This is a genomic window from Streptomyces sp. NPDC048516, assembly GCF_043199875.1.
In the GTDB taxonomy this organism is placed as follows: Bacteria; Actinomycetota; Actinomycetes; order Streptomycetales; family Streptomycetaceae; genus Streptomyces.
Genome location: NZ_JBICWS010000008.1, coordinates 163,616 through 178,759, shown reverse-complemented (window position 1 = coordinate 178,759; position 15,144 = coordinate 163,616). Strand labels below are relative to the sequence as shown.

Sequence of the window (15,144 nt, the reverse complement as noted above, 5' to 3'; positions counted from 1 at the left end):
CGTCAACTGCAGGAAAACTTGCCCCCGTTGTGTAGCGGCCTAGCACGCCGCCCTCTCAAGGCGGTAGCGCCGGTTCGAATCCGGTCGGGGGTACAGAGAGAAGAGGCCCCCCGCATCATGCGGGGGGCTTTTTCGTGTCAACTGCCGCTGCCGAAGCGCTTGTTGGACTCCTCCGCCTCCGCCAGCCGGCGCAGGCTCAGCAGCACCGGCTCGTAGAGCACGGTCAGGGCCACCGCCGCCTCCACCTGCTCCGCCGGAGTCGTGAACTCCTCGACCAGATTCAGGTCGGCGACGGCGAGCTGTGCCGCCTGCTGGGCGTAGGGCAGCAGGTGAGGGAGGTCGCAGGCGTAGCCCAGGCGGTGCAGTGCGGCGATGGCGCCCACGAGCATGCGGAAGGCGGGGAATTCGTCCGCGATGCCGAGGTTGAACTGCCAGCCGACCTGCCGTATCAGCTCGGTGGCGGTGCGTCGGCCGACGGCCGTGGAGGGGTCGCTCTCGTCGGGCTCCGGGCCGTGGGGGAGGGCCTCGACGGCCGTCCCCAGGCGGGAGAGCTGGTCCCGGGAGTCGTCCTCGACGGCGGCCAGTACCTCCCGGGCGGTGCCCACGGGGATCCGGCCGACCTGGATCAGCGCCCGGATCAGCCGCAGCCGCCGCAGATGCTCCTCGTCGTACTCGGACTGGGTGGCGGTGACCCGGCGGCCCGGCGGCAGCAGCCGCTCGCGCAGGTAGTACTTGATCGTGGCGGTGGACACTCCACTGCGCTCACTCAGCTCCGCCAGTCGCATACCCCTTGCACCTTCCGTTGGAGAGTGTCACTATCCAATCATGGATAGCGACGCTATCCAATGTGTGGAAGGGGGCGTCATGAGCGGTAAGCCGGTGCAGGGGCGGATGACGGCGGACGGTGACCGGGAGGTGGTGGTCTTCCTCATCGGGATGCGGATCAATAACTGGCGGGCGGTGCGCAGTTGGCTTCCGGTGTTCCTGGCCATGCCGCGCATGATCAAGGAGCTGGCCCGGGATCCGGGCAGCGGGATGACCGGCTACCGACTGCTCCTCGGGCTGCCGAGGAACGTCGCGGTCCTCCAGTACTGGGACTCGAAGGAGAAGCTGTCCGCCTACGCCACGGATCAAAGCGGCGAGCACCGGCCGGCCTGGGCGGCGTTCAACCGCCGGGCGCGGGAGGGGCGCAACAAGGTCGGCTTCTGGCACGAGACCTACGTCGTCCCGGCGGGCTCGTACGAGAGCATCTACGTCAATATGCCGTCGTTCGGGCTGGGGGAGGCCCTGGGGACGGTGCCGGTCGGGCGGCGCGGGGAGCGGGCCGCGGACCGGATGGCGGCCTGAGCGCCCGGGGCGGCCCCGTGCGGACAGTCCGCCCGGGGCCGCTCTTTTTCGGCATCGTGACCGCGGCCGGTGGCCACCCCTGCCCTGCCCGCCCCGCCGCGGGGTACTCAGCCGTTGCGCCGCAGGCCCTCGGAGAGGCGGGCCGCCGCGTCGATGACCGCCTGGGCGTGCATCCGGCCCGGGTGGCGGGTCAGCCGCTCGATCGGGCCGGAGACCGATACGGAGGCCACCACGCGGTTGGAGGGGCCGCGTACGGGGGCGGAGACCGAGGCCACGCCCGGCTCCCGCTCGCCGATCGACTGGGCCCAGCCGCGGCGCCGTACGCCGGAGAGGGCGGTGGCCGTGAAGCGCGCGCCCTGCAGGCCGCGGTGCAGCCGCTCGGGCTCCTCCCAGGCCATCAGGATCTGGGCGGCCGAGCCCGCCTTCATGGGAAGCGTGGAGCCGACCGGGACGGTGTCCCGCAATCCGGACAGCCGTTCCGCCGCCGCCACGCAGATCCGCATATCGCCCTGCCGTCGATAGAGCTGGGCGCTTTCGCCCGTCACGTCGCGCAGGTGGGTGAGCACCGGGCCGGCCGTGGCCAGCAGGCGGTCCTCGCCGGCCGCCGCGGCCAGCTCGGACAGGCGGGGGCCCAGGATGAACCGGCCCTGCATGTCCCTCGCCACCATCCGGTGATGTTCCAGAGCCACGGCCAGCCGGTGGGCCGTGGGTCGTGCAAGCCCTGTCGCCGCGACCAGCCCGGCGAGGGTGGCCGGACCGGACTCCAGAGCGCTCAATACCAGAGCTGCCTTGTCGAGAACGCCGACGCCGCTAGAGTTGTCCATGCAACGATACTCGCGTCTCACACTGTGAAACGCAAGTTCAATTTTCCGGGGAAGTCGTCAATCTGTAGGTGTGGCCCTGGACCAGGGCCCGGCGTAAGGCCCGGCAGGGGGATATCTGCGGGCATCGCGCACGGACGAGAAAGGCCGGCAATGCGGCCGGCCGGAGGGAAAGCGATGGGACGGACACTCGCGGAGAAGGTCTGGGACGACCATGTCGTTCGGCGCGCGGAAGGCGAGCCCGACCTTCTCTTCATCGATCTGCACCTGCTGCACGAGGTCACCAGCCCGCAGGCGTTCGACGGCCTCCGCAAGGCCGGCCGCCCGGTGCGCCGCACGGACCTGACCATCGCCACCGAGGACCACAACACCCCCACCCTCGACATCGACAAGCCGATCGCCGACCCGGTCTCGCGCACCCAGCTGGAGACGCTGCGCAAGAACTGTGCGGAGTTCGGCGTCCGGCTGCACCCGCTGGGCGATGTCGAGCAGGGCGTTGTCCACGTCGTGGGACCGCAGTTGGGACTGACCCAGCCCGGCACCACGGTGGTCTGCGGTGACAGCCACACCTCCACCCACGGAGCCTTCGGCGCGCTGGCGTTCGGCATCGGCACCAGCCAGGTCGAGCACGTCCTGGCCACCCAGACGCTGCCGCTGGCGCCCTTCAAGACCATGGCGATCACCGTCGACGGCGAGCTGCCCGAGGAGGTGACCGCCAAGGACCTCATCCTGGCGATCATCGCCAGGATCGGCACCGGCGGCGGCCAGGGCTACGTCCTGGAGTACCGCGGCTCGGCCATCGAGAAGCTGTCGATGGAAGCCCGGATGACCATCTGCAACATGTCGATCGAGGCGGGCGCGCGAGCGGGCATGATCGCCCCCGACAAGACCACCTTCGACTACCTGCAGGGCCGCGACCACTCGCCCCGGGGCGAGGACTGGGACGCCGCCGTCGCCTACTGGAAGACGCTGCGCACCGACGACGACGCGGTCTTCGACGCCGAGGTGCACATCGACGCCTCCGCGCTGGCCCCGTTCGTCACCTGGGGCACCAACCCCGGCCAGGGCGCGCCGCTTTCGGCGAGCGTCCCCGACCCGGCTTCGTACGAGGACGCCTCGGAGCGCTACGCCGCCGAAAAGGCCCTGGAGTACATGGGATTGACGGCGGGTCAGCCGCTGCGCGAGATCAACGTGGACACGGTCTTCGTAGGTTCGTGCACCAACGGCCGCATCGAGGACCTGCGCTCCGCGGCCTCGATCCTGGAGGGCCGCAAGGTCGCCGACGGGGTACGGATGCTGATCGTGCCCGGCTCGGTCCGGGTCTCCCTGGAGGCCGTCGCCGAGGGGCTGGACAAGGTCTTCACCGCGGCGGGAGCCGAATGGCGGCATGCGGGCTGCTCGATGTGCCTGGGCATGAACCCCGACCAGCTGGCGCCCGGTGAGCGCTCCGCGTCCACCTCCAACCGCAACTTCGAGGGCCGGCAGGGCAAGGGCGGGCGGACGCACCTGGTCTCGCCGCAGGTTGCCGCCGCAACAGCGGTTCTCGGCCATCTGGCCTCACCGGCCGATCTGTCCGATGCAGCCGTCGCCACGCCCGCGGGAGTCTGAACCATGGAAGCTTTCACCACCCACACCGGACGGGCCGTCCCGCTGCGCCGCAGCAATGTCGACACCGACCAGATCATCCCTGCTCACTGGCTGAAGAAGGTCACCCGCGACGGCTTCGAGGACGGGCTGTTCGAGGCCTGGCGCAAGGACCCGCAGTTCGTCCTGAACCAGGAGCGGTACCAGGGCGCCACGGTGCTGGTGGCCGGCCCCGACTTCGGTACCGGCTCCTCGCGTGAGCACGCCGTCTGGGCGCTGCAGAACTACGGTTTCAAGGCCGTCATCTCCTCGCGGTTCGCGGACATTTTCCGTGGCAACTCCCTCAAGAACGGGCTGCTGACGGTGGTCCTGCCGCAGGAGACCGTGGACCGGCTGCAGCAGCTGCTGGAGGCCGACCCGGCCGCCGAGGTGACCGTTGACCTGGTCGGCAGGCAGGTCCGCGCCGAGGGCATCAGTGCCGACTTCGAGCTGGACGAGAACGCGCGTTGGCGCCTGCTGGAGGGGCTGGACGACATCAGCCTCACCCTTCGGGAGGAGTCGGCCATCGTGGAGTACGAGGCGAACAGGCCGCCGTTCAAGCCGCGTACCCTCGAGGTCTGACCTCGGGTTTTATGGCTCAAAGCTATATTGCGTACGATGCGCCCCCTGTGCAGTTGGCAGGGGGCGCTTCTGCTTGCCGAGGCGGCTGTTGAGGCCCCGTGAAGCGACAACTCGCCGCAGATGGCACAATTAGCGCATGGAACGCGACGACCAACTCGAGCTCTACGGTCTCGTCGCCGACCGGCTCAAGGACGCGCATACAAGAGTGCGCACACTGCAAGTCCCGGAGGGCGTACGGATGGCGCTGACCCGGAAGCTGCTCGTCATCACGGCCGCGGCTAAACACGATCTTGCGGACGCGGCAAGGCGTCTGGAGTGGTTCATGGAAGACCTCGACGAAGGTCGTTATCCCGAAGATGTGCGCGCCGACGGAAGTCCGTGAAGGTCGACTTCGTTGCGGCACAAGGGTGATTAGCCCGTTTCGTGTTTGATTTGCGGTATATATCTGCCTAACGTGCGAAAAAGCTTGGAAACTTTCGTTCCAGCAATGTCTCCGAAGGGGAAGACGTGAACAAGGCGCAGCTCGTAGAAGCCATTGCCGACAAGCTCGGCGGCCGCCAGAACGCCGCGGACGCGGTGGACGCCGTACTGGACGCAATCGTCCGTTCAGTTGTCTCCGGCGACCGCGTTTCGGTCACCGGATTCGGCTCGTTCGAGAAGGTCGACCGCCCCGCCCGCTACGCCCGCAACCCGCAGACGGGTGAGCGCGTACGGGTCAAGAAGACCTCCGTTCCGCGCTTCCGCGCCGGTCAGGGCTTCAAGGACCTGGTCAGCGGCTCGAAGAAGCTCCCCAAGGGCGGAGAGGTCTCGGTCAAGAAGGCCCCCAAGGGCAGCCTCACCGGTGGTACGGCCATCAAGAAGGCCGCCGCCAAGAAGGCCACCGCCAAGAAGGCCACGGCGAAGAAGGCCGCCGCGAAGAAGACCACGGCGAAGAAGACCACCGCGGCGAAGAAGACCACGGCCAAGAAGACGACGGCGAAGAAGGCCGCCACGAAGGCCACCGCCAAGAAGGCGGCCCCGGCCAAGAAGACCACCGCGAAGAAGGCCACCGCGAAGAAGACCGCCCCCGCCAAGAAGGCGACGGCGAAGAAGGCACCCGCGAAGAAGGCCACCGCACGCAAGACCACCGCCAAGAAGACCACCGCACGCAAGCGGTAATTCAGCAGCGGCGACGCCACGCGTCGGGCCGGTCTCCCTTCGGGGAGCCCGGCCCGCGGTGCGTCCGCGGCCCTTCGGGCGGACGCCTCCCCGGTCCCTCGCGGCCCCCCCCGGTCCTCCCGGTCCACGGGCGGGAGAAGGGGCCCGGGGCCTGCTCGTCTAGGCTCTCTCCCATGCAGGCCACCGCGTATACGTACGACTCCCAGACCCGCTCCGGCAGTGTGCTGCTGGACGACGGCACCCCGCTGCCCTTCGACGCGGCGGCCTTCGACGCCGGCGGTCTGCTGCTGCTGCGGCCCGGTCAGCGGGTCCGTATCGAGGTCACCGGCGAAGGGGACGACCGGCAGATCGCCCTGGTCACGCTCCAGACACTCTGACCGGCCACGCCCCGGCGCTCCGACCGGTCACGCTCCGGACGCTCTGACCTGCGGCGGCACCAGCCGTGGTGAGCCGTCCTGCGCGTCGGTGGCCGTGGTCGCCCGGCCCGCCCCGCCCGCCAGCTGCGGCGCCTGGAGCGCCGTGTGCGGGCCCACGCCCAGCGCCAGCGCGGCCAGCAGGTCCTCGCCGGTGTCCACGTCCCGGCGTACCGAGGGCGCTGTGGACGTGGTGATCTCCCGTGCCCCGGATGCCAGGTGGCGGGCCCGGGACGGACCTCCGAATGCCGGTTCCAATTCCACTCCGGAAGTCGCGGTCAGAAGTGTTGTCCCGATATCCGCCGCATCCGCGAGAAATGCGCGGGGAAATAGCGAAGCGGAATGGAGCACCTGTTCCAGTTCGGTGGGGCGCAGCGCCGGAAGGTCGGCGTTCAGCGCGGCGAGGGCCGCGCCCGGGCGGCGCGCCCGGACCGCGCCCGCTCCGTGGGCCAGTGCCGCGTTGAGCCCGCGGGCCGGTGTGTCGGGCACAATGCGCGCGCCGAGCGCCGCCAGACGTCCCGCGGCCAGCTGGTCATCCGTGACAACCGCCACATCGCGGACGTCTTTGCAGGCCAGCGCCGCTGCCACGGTATCCAGGGCAAAAGCGAGGGCCAGCCGGGGCCGGAACTCCTCACCGGCGGCCGGGGAGAGCCTGCTCTTGGCCTGCAGCAGCGGTTTCAGCGGTACCACCAGGCTCCAGCCCACATCCGCTCCGTCTCTTCGCATCGGCGCCATTCTCACCTGCTGCCGCCGCTCTCCGGGAGCGTCGGGGTTACGGTGTCCTCGACATAGCGGGTACCTGGGGCGACACTTGTGCGGCTGCCGGCCCGCAGCAGCTTTGCAGGTCCCACAAGGAGGGTGTCCCAGTGTCCCGCCGCAGAATCGGCTTCTGGTACCGCTTGGCCGCGGTCATCTGCAAACCGCCGCTCTTGGTTCTGTTCAAGCGGGACTGGCAGGGAATGGAGCACATTCCGGCCGCCGGCGGATTTATCACCGCGGTCAACCACAACTCGTATCTCGATCCGCTCTCCTATGCGCACTATCAGTACAACACCGGGCGGGTCCCCCGATTCCTCGCCAAGGCCGGACTCTTCAAGAGCGGCTTTGTCGGCCTGATGATGCGCGGCACCGGGCAGATCCCCGTCTACCGGGAAACCACCGACGCCGCCACCGCCTTCCGCGCCGCCGTCAGCGCCATCGAGAAGGGCGAATGCGTCGCCTTCTACCCCGAGGGCACCCTCACCCGCGACCCCGAGCTGTGGCCCATGCAGGGCAAGACGGGTGCCGCCCGGGTGGCATTGCTGACCAAGGCGCCGGTCATTCCCGTCGCCCAGTGGGGCGCCAATGACGCGATGCCGCCCTACGCCAAGGAGAACAAGCTCCGCCTCCTGCCGCGCAAGACACTGCGGGTGCAGGCCGGACCGCCGGTCGATCTGAGCGCGTTCTACGACCAGGAGCCGACCGCCGAGGTGCTGCGGGCCGTCACCGAGGTCATCATGGCCGCGATCACCGAGCAGCTGGCCGTCGTGCGCGGCGAGCCCGCGCCGGCCGAACCGTACGACTGGCGCAAGGCGGTCGCCCGGGAGCGCCGCGCCGCCCGGGAAGCCGCCAAGGCGGCCCGGGGCGCCGCTGCGGCCACGGCTCCCGCCGAGCGGGCCGCCGCCCCGGAACCGGCCGTCGGCCCGCAGCAGGCCCGAAGCACCCAGCAGGCACAGGAGGATGAAAGCAAGTGACGCGCTGCGCCGTCTACGGCACGGGGTCCTGGGGTACCGCCTTCGCGATGGTGCTCGCCGACGCGGGATGCGAGGTGACCCTGTGGGGTCGCCGTGCGGCCCTGGTCGACGCCGTCAACAACGGCCGTACGAACCCCGACTACCTGCCGGGGGTCGAGCTGCCCGCGTCCGTACGTGCCACCACCGACCCGGCACGAGCGGCGCGCGGCGCGGAGTTCGCGGTGCTGGCGGTGCCCGCCCAGACGCTGCGCGGCAATCTCGCCGAATGGGCGCCGCTGCTGCCCGACGGGACGGTCCTGGTCTCCCTGATGAAGGGCGTCGAACTGGGCACGGCCAAGCGCATGAGCGAGGTCATCGAGGAGGTGGCCAAGGTCCCCGCGGAGCGCGTCGCGGTGCTGACCGGGCCCAATCTCGCCAAGGAGATCGCCGCCCGGCAGCCCGCCGCCGCCGTGGTGGCCTGCGCCGACGAGGCGGTCGCCCGGCGCTTCCAGACCGCCTGCCACACCTCGTACTTCCGCCCGTACACCAACACCGACGTGGTGGGCTGTGAACTGGGCGGCGCGGTCAAGAACGTCATCGCGCTCGCCGTCGGCATCGCCACCGGCATGGGCCTGGGCGACAACGCCAAGGCGTCCCTGATCACCCGCGGTCTGGCCGAGACCACCCGGCTCGGCCTCGCCATGGGCGCCGACGCGCACACCTTCGCCGGGCTGGCCGGCATGGGAGACCTCGTCGCCACCTGCTCCTCGCCGCTGTCGCGCAACAACACCTTCGGCACCAACCTCGGCCGCGGGATGACGCTCCAGGAGACCATCGCGGTCACCAAGCAGACCGCCGAGGGCGTCAAGTCCTGCGAATCCGTACTGGATCTGGCCCGCAGGCACGGCGTCGACATGCCGCTCACCGAGACGGTCGTGGAGATCGTCCACGAGGGCAAGCCGCCGATGGTCGCCCTCAAGGAGCTGATGTCGCGCAGCGCCAAGTCCGAACGGCACTGAGACCGGCACCGAAACGTCCGGTCCGGTCCCGTTCCGTCCGGGAGCCCGGCCCCCGGCACCCCGGCGGCCGCCGGCGCGACGCCACCAACGGCCGCCGCAGCACTGACTCCGCGCCGGTCAGCAGGTACCCTCAACCCGATATGAGCAGCGAGACCTCCCCACACAAGCCCCGCGTCGCCGTCGTGTTCGGCGGCCGCAGCTCCGAGCACCAGATCTCCGTGCTCACGGCCGGCGCCGTGCTGCGCGCCATCGACCGCGAAAAGTACGACGTGCTGCCCATCGGCATCACCACCGACGGCCGCTGGGCGCTGACCGCCGACGACCCCGAGCGGATGGCCATCGCGGACCGGCAGCTGCCCTCGGTGGCCGCGCTCGCCGAGTCCACCGAGGGCGCCGTGGTGCTCCCCGTCGACCCCACCAACCGTGAGGTCGTCTACAGCGAGCCGGGCTCGGTCCCCAAGGCGCTGGGCGAGGTCGATGTCGTCTTCCCCGTGCTGCACGGCCCCTACGGCGAGGACGGCACCCTGCAGGGCCTGCTGGAGCTCTCCGGTGTGCCCTACGTCGGCTCGGGCGTGCTCGCCTCAGCGGTCGGCCAGGACAAGGACTACATGAAGCGGGTCTTCGCCTCCTTCGGGCTGCCGGTCGGCCCGTACGAGGTCATCCGCCCCCGCGAGTGGGAAAACGACCCGGCAGCCGCCCGCAGGAAGATCGTGGACTTCGCCGGCGAGCACGGCTGGCCGCTCTTCGTGAAGCCCGCCCGGGCCGGCTCGTCCATGGGCATCACCAAGGTCGACGAGCTCGGCGGCCTGGACGAGGCGATCGAGGAGGCCCGCCGGCACGACCCCAAGATCCTCGTGGAGTCGCTGCTGCGCGGCCGCGAGATCGAGTGCGGGGTGCTGGAGTTCGAGGACGGCCCGCGGGCCAGCGTGCCGGCCGAGATTCCGCCGGTCACCGCGCACGACTTCTACGACTTCGAGGCCAAGTACATCGACTCGGCGGACGGGATCGTGCCGGCCCCGCTGAGCGACGAGCAGACCGCGAAGGTCCAGGAGCTGGCCGTCGCGGCCTTCGAGGCGGCGTCCTGCGAGGGGCTGGTGCGGGCGGACTTCTTCCTGCAGGACGACGGCGAGTTCGTGATCAACGAGATCAACACGCTCCCCGGCTTCACGCCCATCTCGATGTACCCGCGGATGTGGCAGGAGAGCGGTGTGAGCTACCCGGAGCTGATCGACCGGCTCCTGCAGGCCGCGCTGCAGCGCTCCACGGGACTGCGCTGAGCCGACCGCCCGCCCCGGCGGCCGGTCGGCACCCGCGGGGGCGAGACCCCGGCAACGCCCCTAGACCCCGGTGGGAACCGTCTTCTTCACGGCGCCCCCGAGATCGGTGAGCGCATCGACCTCGGGGGCGTACTTCCCGGGAACGGTCACCTCGACGAATGCCTTGCGCAGCACCGTCGTGAAGCGGTAACCGTCGTCCTGCTTCTCAAAGAGCCATTCGACCCCGTTGACTTCCGCCGCGTCGGCGCTGGGGTTGTAATGTTCACTCCCGTACGTCAGGACGTCGGGCTTCGGCACCCCGCAGCGCAGTTTCACGGCAGGATCGCCCCATATGGCAGTGAAGTCGGATACGGGCTCGGGGGTACCCCGCTTCAGCCCGTCCACGGTCGCCGGCAACTCCTTGTGCAGCGCCCTGCAGTACCGCGCCGCCGCCCCCTGGGGGGAGGGCACGGCCACGTCTTCGGACGGGGTGCAGCTCACCGCGGCGAACAGCACGGTGAGTACCGGAAGGGCCAGGTACCGGCGGCGCGTAGAGATCACCCGGCCGAGGATACGGGGGAGCTAGAGATGGACGACCGGGCAGGTAAGGGTGCGCGTGATGCCTTCCACTTGCTGGACCTTGGCGACCACCATGCGCCCCAGCTCATCGACCGTGCCGGCCTGAGCGCGCACGATGACGTCATAGGGACCGGTCACATCCTCGGCCTGCAGCACACCATGGATCGTGGAGATCGTCTCGGCTACCGCCGAGGCCTTGCCGACCTCGGTCTGGATCAGGATGTAGGCCTGTACCACGGAACCTCCAGGGCGGCTACGAGGATCATGTGGGAAGAAGGGACGCCACGGTACCGCGTCACCGAGCGGAGCGGGGAGACCCGCGCGGTGAACACGGCAAGTACGGCACAGTCGTCAGCCACGTACGGACCGTCCGTACACATGGGAAGGGCAACAGCATGAAGGGCACCGTGGGCGAGCTGGGGGAGTTCGGGCTGATCAGGGAGCTCACCTCCCGGCTCACCACCACTCCGGCCGTACGGATCGGGCCGGGTGACGACGCCGCGGTGGTCACCGCGCCGGACCGGAGGGTGGTCGCCAGCACCGACATCCTCCTGGAGGGCCGGCACTTCAGGCGCGACTGGTCCACCGCCTACGACGTCGGCCGCAAGGCCGCCGCACAGAACCTCGCCGACATCGCGGCGATGGGCGCGGTGCCCACGGCGATCCTGCTCGGCCTGGTCGTGCCCGCGGAACTCCCCGCCACCTGGCCGACCGAGCTGATGGACGGGCTGCGCGACGAGTGCCAGGTGGCCGGCGCCGCGGTCGTCGGCGGGGACGTGGTGCGCGGCGACACCATCACCGTCTCCATCACCGCGCTCGGCGATCTGCGCAACCAGGAGCCGGTCACCCGGTCCGGCGCCCAGCCCGGCGATGTGGTCGCGGTGACCGGCTGGCTCGGCTGGTCCGCGGCCGGACATGCGGTCCTCTCCCGCGGCTTCCGCTCGCCGCGCGCGTTCGTGGAGGCCCACCGCCGCCCCGAGCCGCCGTACCACGCGGGTCCGGCCGCCGCCGGACTCGGCGCCACCGCGATGACGGACGTCAGCGACGGACTGGTCGCCGATCTCGGGCACATCGCCGAGGCCAGCAAGGTCCGGATCGATCTGCGGTCCGCCGGGATCGACATCCCCTCGCAGATGTCCGACATCGGCACGGCCGTCGGCGTGGACCCGATGCAGTGGGTGCTCAACGGCGGTGAGGACCACGCGATCGTCGCCACCTTCCCGCCCGATGTGAAGCTGCCCGCCCGGTGGAAGGTCATCGGCGAAGTGCTCCACCCCTCCGCGCTGCCCCAGGTGACGGTGGACGGCGCCCCCTGGGTGAAGGCCGGCTGGGACCACTTCGGCGACAACGGGGATGCCGAATAGGCTCCGTACGGCCACGGGCGGTGACACCAGGGGTGGTGGCACCACGGGCGCCCGCAGGACGACGGGGCGCCGCCGAGTAGATTCGGCGCTATGCACATACCTCCACGCGTCCTGACCGTCGCCGGGTCCGACTCCGGCGGCGGCGCGGGCATCCAGGCCGACCTCAAGACGATGCTGGCGCTCGGCACCCACGGCATGAGCGTGCTCACCGCCGTCACCGCCCAGAACTCCCTGGGCGTACAGGGCGCGTGGGAGCTACCGGCCGAGGCCGTACGGGCCCAGTTCCGCAGCGTTGTCGATGACATCGGCGTCCAGGCGGTGAAGACCGGGATGCTCTCCTCGGCCGAACTCGTCGAGACCGTCGCCGAACTGCTCGCCGGACTGCGGGTACCCGTCGTCATCGACCCGGTGGGGGTCTCCAAGCACGGCGACGCGCTGCTCGCCGCCACCGCCCTGGACGCGGTCCGCACCGTGCTGCTGCCGACGGCGACCGTCGCCACCCCCAACCTGGACGAGGTCGCCCAGCTGACCGGTATCCGCGTCCAGGAGGAGTCCGATATGCGCCGGGCGGCCGCCGCGATCCTGGACTTCGGCCCGCGCTGGGCGCTCATCAAGGGCGGCCATCTCCCCGCCGGCCGTGGTGAGGGCGCCGTCGACCTGCTCACCGACGGCAGCGAGGAGCACTGGCTGCGCGCCCCGCGGCACGACAACCGGCACACCCACGGCACCGGCTGCACCCTCGCCAGCGCGCTCGCCGCGCAGCTCGCCAAGGGGGATACGGTCCCGCAGGCCACCGCGGCGGCGAAGGACTATGTCACCGGCGCCCTCGCGGCCGGTTTCCGGCTGGGCGCGGGCATCGGCCCCGTGGACCACGGCTGGCGCTGGCGCGACGCGCACTGAGTGCGTGCCCCGCGGCCCCGCGGCCGGGCGGAGCGTGTGCGCCGCCCGGCCGCGGGGAACGGCGGGAGCCGTACCCGGCCCGGAAATGGAGGAAGCCGGTCCACCACGAAGGTGGACCGGCTTCCCAAGCAACCGGCTGGGCTGCGCTACGGCTAAGACGTCAGCGCGAGACCTTGCCGGCCTTGATGCACGAGGTGCAGGCGTTCAGCCGCTTCGGCGTGCGCCCGATCACTGCACGCACCGTCTGGATGTTGGGGTTCCAACGACGGTTGGTACGGCGATGCGAGTGCGAGACACTCTTGCCGAAGCCCGGCCCCTTGCCGCAGACGTCGCAGTTGGCAGCCACGGGTCACTCCAAAGACTTCAGATGCACTTACGGTGAAATCCCGACGAGCCGAGTGCATTGCCCGAACGGCACCGTCAGGAGAGGAATGGCCCGATTCGCATCGGGCAACCGGAGCAGCATACAACGACCGCTCCCGTAGAACGAAACTACCACGCACCCACCGGCCCCCGCCCCGGCCCCGCCCCCGCAGCGCGGCTACTGTGCGGTGGCATCCCGCGACTCAGGAGGACGACGTGCCGTACCCGCTCGACGCCGCCGCGGTCCGCTCCTGGTGCGGGCTGGCCCTGGAGGCGCTGGGACGGGAACGCGAGCGGATCGACGCGATCAACGTCTACCCGGTGGCCGACGGCGATACCGGCACCAACCTCTATCTGACCCTCGAATCGGCGGCCCGCGCGGTCGAGGCCGCCTTCGACGGGCACGCCTCGGCCGGTACCGCGCCCCGTCTCGCCGATGCCATCGGTGCCATGGCACACGGCGCCCTCATCGGGGCGCGCGGCAACTCCGGCACGATCGTGGCGCAGATGCTGCGCGGGATGACCGAGGTGCTGGCCGCCACCGACGGCTCCGCGGACGCCCTGGGGCGGGCGCTGCGCCGGGCCGCCGCATCGACCTATGAGGCCGTCGCCCACCCCGTGGAGGGCACCGTGCTGACGGTGGCGACCGCCGCGGCCGATGCCGCGGAGCGCGCCGCGGGCGGCGATGCCGGGGCCGCCGGAGTCGCCCGCGCCGCCCACGAAGGCGCCCGCAGCGCCCTGCAGGAGACCCCGGGGCAGCTCGCGGTGCTGGCCAGGGCAGGTGTCGTGGACGCCGGCGGCTGCGGGCTGGTCGCGCTGCTGGGCGCGCTCGCCGATGTGCTGTCCGGGGAGGTCTCGGCGGTTCCGGTCGCCGTACGCGCCGATGCCCCGCTCCCCGAGGCGGCCGGCTGCGAGGTCGCGGGCCGGGTGGCGGCGAACGGCCGCGGGGACGCGGACGGGCCCGCCTTCGAGGTGATCTACCTGCTGGAGGCCGGCGACGCCGCCGTGGCGGGGTTGCGGGCCCGGCTCGACGGGCTCGGCGACTCCCTCGTGGTGGTCGGCGGGGACGGCCTGTGGAACGTCCATGTCCATGTCGACGACGCGGGCGCCGCGGTGGAGGCCGGCATCGAGGCGGGCCGCCCGTACCGGATCCGGATCACGCACTTCGGCGGCGCCCGCGCCAAGGAACCGGAGATGACGGCGCGGGCCGTGGTCGCGGTGGTGCCTGGTGCCGGGCTCGCCGGACTGTGTGCCGAGGCCGGCGCGACCCCCGTTCCGGTGCGCCCCGGGGAGCCACCCGCCAGCGGCGAACTGGTGCAGGCGATCCGGCAGGCGCACGCCCGTGAGGTGATGCTGCTGGCCAACGACGCCGACCTGCGGCACACCGCGGCGGCCGCCGCCGAGGAGGCCCGCGCCGAAGGCGTACGGGTCGCGCTCATCCCCACCCGCTCCGCCGTCCAGGGCCTCGCGGCGCTGGCCGTGCACGAACCGGGCCGCAGCTTCGACGAGGACGTGGTCGCGATGACCGCGGCCGCGGGCGCCACCCGTTACGCCGAGCTGGCCCTCGCCGAGCGGCAGTCGTGGACGATGGCCGGCGTCTGCCAGGCCGGGGACGTCCTCGGTCTGATCGACGGCGATGTCGCGGTGATCGGCTCCGACCTCACCGGCACCGCGATGACGGTGCTCGACCGGATGCTGTCGGCGGGCGGCGAGATGGTGACCCTGGTCCTCGGCGCGAAGGCGCCCGACGGGCTCGCCGAGCGGCTGGAGGAGTACGTCCGCGAGCGTCACCTCGCGGTGGACACGGTCGTCTACGACGGGGGCCAGCACACCGCGCCGCTGCTCATCGGCGTGGAGTGAGCGCGCGGGGCCGGTGCGAGCCCACGGCCGGTGCGAGCGTGCGGGGCCTGCGTGCGCATGCGGGGCCGGCGTGCGCGTGCGGGGCCGGCGAAAGCGCCGGGCAGGTGAGCCGGCCGCGATTGTCACAGGCGTGGTGTGCAATAGAGG

General features: G+C 71.1%; 18 protein-coding genes and 1 tRNA gene. 13 read left to right on the top strand and 6 right to left on the bottom strand.

Annotated elements, in window-relative coordinates; genetic code table 11:
• Positions 1 to 20 precede the first annotated feature (20 nt).
• Positions 21 to 93 (top strand) — tRNA-Glu (locus tag ACGFR7_RS18225).
• A 44-nt stretch (positions 94 to 137) separates the two neighbouring features.
• Here ACGFR7_RS18225 and ACGFR7_RS18220 read toward each other — a convergent pair.
• On the bottom strand, positions 138 to 785 hold the full coding sequence (locus ACGFR7_RS18220) for a MerR family transcriptional regulator (RefSeq protein WP_393319799.1): 648 nt from the start codon (positions 783 to 785) through the stop codon (positions 138 to 140).
• 79 nt (positions 786 to 864) lie between these two features.
• Between ACGFR7_RS18220 and ACGFR7_RS18215 the strand changes: the two genes are divergently transcribed.
• Positions 865 to 1,347: a DUF4188 domain-containing protein gene (locus ACGFR7_RS18215; RefSeq protein ID WP_393319796.1), complete on the top strand. Its 483-nt coding sequence runs from the start codon at positions 865 to 867 to the stop codon at positions 1,345 to 1,347.
• Positions 1,348 to 1,454: 107 nt separating this feature from the next.
• Here the strand turns inward: ACGFR7_RS18215 and ndgR are convergent, their stop codons facing one another.
• Positions 1,455 to 2,171 (bottom strand): IclR family transcriptional regulator NdgR, encoded by a 717-nt coding sequence (ndgR, locus tag ACGFR7_RS18210; protein ID WP_088800245.1) that lies wholly within the window; start codon positions 2,169 to 2,171, stop codon positions 1,455 to 1,457.
• A 174-nt stretch (positions 2,172 to 2,345) separates the two neighbouring features.
• Here ndgR and leuC point away from each other — a divergent pair, with 174 nt between their 5' ends.
• The 5 genes from leuC to ACGFR7_RS18185 all read left to right on the top strand — a co-directional run bounded on the left by leuC (position 2,346) and on the right by ACGFR7_RS18185 (position 5,908).
• Positions 2,346 to 3,776, top strand: a complete 1,431-nt coding sequence (gene leuC, locus ACGFR7_RS18205; RefSeq protein WP_393319793.1) for a 3-isopropylmalate dehydratase large subunit — start codon at positions 2,346 to 2,348, stop codon at positions 3,774 to 3,776.
• Positions 3,777 to 3,779: 3 nt separating this feature from the next.
• Entirely contained in the window at positions 3,780 to 4,373 is a 594-nt protein-coding gene (gene leuD, locus ACGFR7_RS18200) for a 3-isopropylmalate dehydratase small subunit (protein WP_393319790.1), read from the top strand.
• Positions 4,374 to 4,509: 136 nt separating this feature from the next.
• Complete coding sequence (locus ACGFR7_RS18195; RefSeq protein ID WP_088800248.1) at positions 4,510 to 4,755, top strand: hypothetical protein; 246 nt, start codon at positions 4,510 to 4,512, stop codon at positions 4,753 to 4,755.
• Between the two features lie 125 nt (positions 4,756 to 4,880).
• Positions 4,881 to 5,531 (top strand): HU family DNA-binding protein, encoded by a 651-nt coding sequence (locus ACGFR7_RS18190; protein WP_393319787.1) that lies wholly within the window; start codon positions 4,881 to 4,883, stop codon positions 5,529 to 5,531.
• 173 nt (positions 5,532 to 5,704) lie between these two features.
• On the top strand, positions 5,705 to 5,908 hold the full coding sequence (locus ACGFR7_RS18185) for a hypothetical protein (RefSeq protein ID WP_350254241.1): 204 nt from the start codon (positions 5,705 to 5,707) through the stop codon (positions 5,906 to 5,908).
• Between the two features lie 27 nt (positions 5,909 to 5,935).
• Here ACGFR7_RS18185 and cofC read toward each other — a convergent pair whose 3' ends face one another.
• On the bottom strand, positions 5,936 to 6,670 hold the full coding sequence (gene cofC, locus ACGFR7_RS18180; RefSeq protein WP_393319784.1) for a 2-phospho-L-lactate guanylyltransferase: 735 nt from the start codon (positions 6,668 to 6,670) through the stop codon (positions 5,936 to 5,938).
• Positions 6,671 to 6,810: 140 nt separating this feature from the next.
• Here cofC and ACGFR7_RS18175 point away from each other — a divergent pair, with 140 nt between their 5' ends.
• The 3 genes from ACGFR7_RS18175 (at position 6,811) to ACGFR7_RS18165 (ending at position 9,952) form a co-directional block, all read left to right on the top strand.
• A complete protein-coding gene (locus tag ACGFR7_RS18175; protein ID WP_393319781.1) occupies positions 6,811 to 7,677 on the top strand; it encodes a lysophospholipid acyltransferase family protein in 867 nt (288 codons plus the stop codon).
• The gene (locus ACGFR7_RS18170) at positions 7,674 to 8,675 is read left to right on the top strand and encodes an NAD(P)H-dependent glycerol-3-phosphate dehydrogenase (protein ID WP_393319778.1); all 1,002 of its coding nucleotides are present in this window, start codon (positions 7,674 to 7,676) and stop codon (positions 8,673 to 8,675) included. Before ACGFR7_RS18175 ends, ACGFR7_RS18170 begins: the two co-directional genes overlap by 4 nt.
• A gap of 140 nt (positions 8,676 to 8,815) precedes the next feature.
• Positions 8,816 to 9,952, top strand: a complete 1,137-nt coding sequence (locus ACGFR7_RS18165) for a D-alanine--D-alanine ligase family protein (RefSeq protein ID WP_393319775.1) — start codon at positions 8,816 to 8,818, stop codon at positions 9,950 to 9,952.
• Positions 9,953 to 10,012: 60 nt separating this feature from the next.
• Here ACGFR7_RS18165 and ACGFR7_RS18160 read toward each other — a convergent pair whose 3' ends face one another.
• Together ACGFR7_RS18160 and ACGFR7_RS18155 are read right to left on the bottom strand one after the other, a co-directional pair.
• A complete protein-coding gene (locus ACGFR7_RS18160) occupies positions 10,013 to 10,492 on the bottom strand; it encodes a DUF3515 domain-containing protein (protein ID WP_393319772.1) in 480 nt (159 codons plus the stop codon).
• Between the two features lie 21 nt (positions 10,493 to 10,513).
• Positions 10,514 to 10,747 carry an Lrp/AsnC ligand binding domain-containing protein gene (locus tag ACGFR7_RS18155; RefSeq protein ID WP_088800256.1) on the bottom strand — a complete coding sequence of 78 codons (234 nt, stop codon included), beginning with the start codon at positions 10,745 to 10,747 and terminating at the stop codon, positions 10,514 to 10,516.
• 158 nt (positions 10,748 to 10,905) lie between these two features.
• Between ACGFR7_RS18155 and ACGFR7_RS18150 the strand changes: the two genes are divergently transcribed.
• Together ACGFR7_RS18150 and thiD are read left to right on the top strand one after the other, a co-directional pair.
• Positions 10,906 to 11,874: a thiamine-phosphate kinase gene (locus ACGFR7_RS18150; RefSeq protein ID WP_393319768.1), complete on the top strand. Its 969-nt coding sequence runs from the start codon at positions 10,906 to 10,908 to the stop codon at positions 11,872 to 11,874.
• 90 nt (positions 11,875 to 11,964) lie between these two features.
• A complete protein-coding gene (thiD, locus tag ACGFR7_RS18145; RefSeq protein WP_393319765.1) occupies positions 11,965 to 12,774 on the top strand; it encodes a bifunctional hydroxymethylpyrimidine kinase/phosphomethylpyrimidine kinase in 810 nt (269 codons plus the stop codon).
• Between the two features lie 160 nt (positions 12,775 to 12,934).
• Here thiD and rpmB read toward each other — a convergent pair whose 3' ends face one another.
• Positions 12,935 to 13,120: a 50S ribosomal protein L28 gene (rpmB, locus tag ACGFR7_RS18140; RefSeq protein ID WP_018087178.1), complete on the bottom strand. Its 186-nt coding sequence runs from the start codon at positions 13,118 to 13,120 to the stop codon at positions 12,935 to 12,937.
• A gap of 233 nt (positions 13,121 to 13,353) precedes the next feature.
• Between rpmB and ACGFR7_RS18135 the strand changes: the two genes are divergently transcribed.
• Complete coding sequence (locus ACGFR7_RS18135) at positions 13,354 to 14,997, top strand: DAK2 domain-containing protein (RefSeq protein WP_393319762.1); 1,644 nt, start codon at positions 13,354 to 13,356, stop codon at positions 14,995 to 14,997.
• Positions 14,998 to 15,144 lie beyond the last annotated feature (147 nt).

What these genes read in the sequence shown, in the direction of transcription:
- ACGFR7_RS18220 (WP_393319799.1), bottom strand. Translation starts at nt 785, where the DNA reads ATGCGACTGGCGGAGCTGAGTGAGCGCAGTGGAGTGTCCACCGCCACG.
- ACGFR7_RS18215 (WP_393319796.1), top strand. Translation starts at nt 865, where the DNA reads ATGAGCGGTAAGCCGGTGCAGGGGCGGATGACGGCGGACGGTGACCGG.
- ndgR (WP_088800245.1), bottom strand. Translation starts at nt 2,171, where the DNA reads ATGGACAACTCTAGCGGCGTCGGCGTTCTCGACAAGGCAGCTCTGGTA.
- leuC (WP_393319793.1), top strand. Translation starts at nt 2,346, where the DNA reads ATGGGACGGACACTCGCGGAGAAGGTCTGGGACGACCATGTCGTTCGG.
- leuD (WP_393319790.1), top strand. Translation starts at nt 3,780, where the DNA reads ATGGAAGCTTTCACCACCCACACCGGACGGGCCGTCCCGCTGCGCCGC.
- ACGFR7_RS18195 (WP_088800248.1), top strand. Translation starts at nt 4,510, where the DNA reads ATGGAACGCGACGACCAACTCGAGCTCTACGGTCTCGTCGCCGACCGG.
- ACGFR7_RS18185 (WP_350254241.1), top strand. Translation starts at nt 5,705, where the DNA reads ATGCAGGCCACCGCGTATACGTACGACTCCCAGACCCGCTCCGGCAGT.
- cofC (WP_393319784.1), bottom strand. Translation starts at nt 6,670, where the DNA reads ATGCGAAGAGACGGAGCGGATGTGGGCTGGAGCCTGGTGGTACCGCTG.
- ACGFR7_RS18165 (WP_393319775.1), top strand. Translation starts at nt 8,816, where the DNA reads ATGAGCAGCGAGACCTCCCCACACAAGCCCCGCGTCGCCGTCGTGTTC.
- ACGFR7_RS18150 (WP_393319768.1), top strand. Translation starts at nt 10,906, where the DNA reads ATGAAGGGCACCGTGGGCGAGCTGGGGGAGTTCGGGCTGATCAGGGAG.
- thiD (WP_393319765.1), top strand. Translation starts at nt 11,965, where the DNA reads ATGCACATACCTCCACGCGTCCTGACCGTCGCCGGGTCCGACTCCGGC.